This window comes from Virgibacillus sp. AGTR, from assembly GCF_016919725.2.
Taxonomy (GTDB): domain Bacteria; phylum Bacillota; class Bacilli; order Bacillales; family Amphibacillaceae; genus Virgibacillus; species Virgibacillus salarius.
Map to the genome: position 1 here is coordinate 1 of NZ_JAJERH010000147.1, position 2,027 is coordinate 2,027.

General features: G+C 35.0%; 1 protein-coding gene. It reads left to right on the top strand.

What is annotated here, in order from left to right; translation table 11 throughout:
- On the top strand, positions 1-2,027 hold a 2,027-nt coding region (locus tag JUJ52_RS22840; RefSeq protein ID WP_228089230.1), incomplete at both ends, for a non-ribosomal peptide synthetase.

Consider the following 2,027-nt stretch of genomic DNA (forward strand, 5'->3'; position numbering starts at 1 on the left):
CAATTTGGTCAGAGGTATTAGGCATAGACAAAGTCGGAATCCATGATAACTTTTTTGATTTAGGTGGACACTCATTAAAAGCGACAGCTTTAATTAGTAAAATTCATAAACAGTTTAAAGTAGAAATATCATTACGAGAGTTTTTGGAGAGTCCTACCATTAATCTTCTTAGTACATACATTGGAAATGGGAATAGAAGTGTATATGAATTAATCGAACCATATGAGGAAAGTGATTTTTATGAAACCTCTTCTGCCCAAAAAAGGATGTATATGCTACAACAATATGAAACAGGCACGTTGTACAACATGCCATTGATTTGTGAAATAGAAGGTAGTATCGACCCGGAAAAAATACAAAAGAGTCTTCAGCAGTTAGTATCTAGACATGATTCATTACGAACTTTCTTTGATACAGTCGAAGGTGAAATTGTTCAAAAAGTACTACCAAAAGCTAATTTTAAACTTGAAAGAAGATTTGTTGCGGAAACAGTAGTAAACAACTTATTAAAGGATTTTGTGAAAACCTTTCATTTAAGTAAAGCTCCTCTGTTTAGAGCAGAGCTAGTAGTGAGTAATAATAAGAATTATTTATTGACGGATATGCATCATATTATCAGTGATGGAATTTCTCTTCAGATATTAATCAATGAATTTATGGCACTATATAATGGAGAACGGTTGAATTCTCTAAAATTACAATATAAGGACTTTGCAGTTTGGCAGAATAAATTCTGGGACTCCATAGAGATGAAGCGGCAAGAGGAGTACTGGCTAGAACAATTTAATGGTGAAATTCCAATATTAAATCTACCATACGATTTTGAAAGACCACCTATTCAAAGTTTTGAAGGGAAAACCCTAACTTATTACATGGATGAAAAGCTAGCTCTAGCTGTTCGGAAGATGGCTAAAGATACAGGTAGTACGATGAATATGGTTCTACTAGCTGCATTTCATCTTTTATTAGCTAAGTATAGTGGACAGGATGACATTGTCATTGGTACTCCAATAGCAGGAAGACCACATGATGATTTAGAGAACATGATAGGAATGTTTGTCAATACGTTAGCATTAAGAAATAAGGCTTCTGGAAATATAAGCTTTGAACAATTCTTAAATGCAGTAAAGCAAAATGCGCTTCAAAGCTATGAGAATCAAAGTTATCAGTTTGAAGAATTAATTAAAAAGGTGCAGGTGGACAGAGATACTAGTAGACATTCAATCTTTGATGTCATGTTTAGTATGAATTATGCAGGATTTGATAAAGAGTTTATTTCAGAAGACTTTGTATTAACGCCTATTCACGTAGAAAGTAATATCTCAAAATTCGATTTAACGTTAACTGTCTATGATAATGAAACGATGCTTAAATATACCATGGAGTATTGTACTAAATTATTTAAAAAAGAAACTATTGATAGAATGGCATCACATTACAAAGAAATTCTAACTAAAGTTTGCACGCAACCAACGACAATATTATCTGAGATTAACATTCTAACGGAATATGAACAACATCAGCTCCTGCAGGAGTTTAACCAAACAAACGCGGATTATCCGAAAGATAAATCACTTCATACATTATTTGAGGAGCAGGCTGAGAAGAATCCTCATCATATTGCGGTTGTATGTGCGGACCAGAAGTTAACTTATCAGGAATTAAATAAAAAGGCGAACCAACTGGCAAGAGTTTTACGACAACAAGGGGTTCAGAATGAAGCCATTGTAGGTCTTATCATGGATCGGTCCATCGATATGATCATTGGAATCATGGGAATACTAAAGGCAGGAGGAGCCTATCTACCAATCGACCCAACCCATCCAACCGATCGTATTCAAACGATTCTATCCGACGCAAAGGTGTCCTTAGTTGTCACATCAAGTGGTCAAGCTCGTTCACTTTCTCTAGCTGTACAGGCTATCGATATTACGGTGGAAGATTTCTATCAAGGTCTATCCACAAATCTAGATCTTGCTATCGACTGTCATCAATTGGCGTATGTAATTTATACATCTGGTTCCACT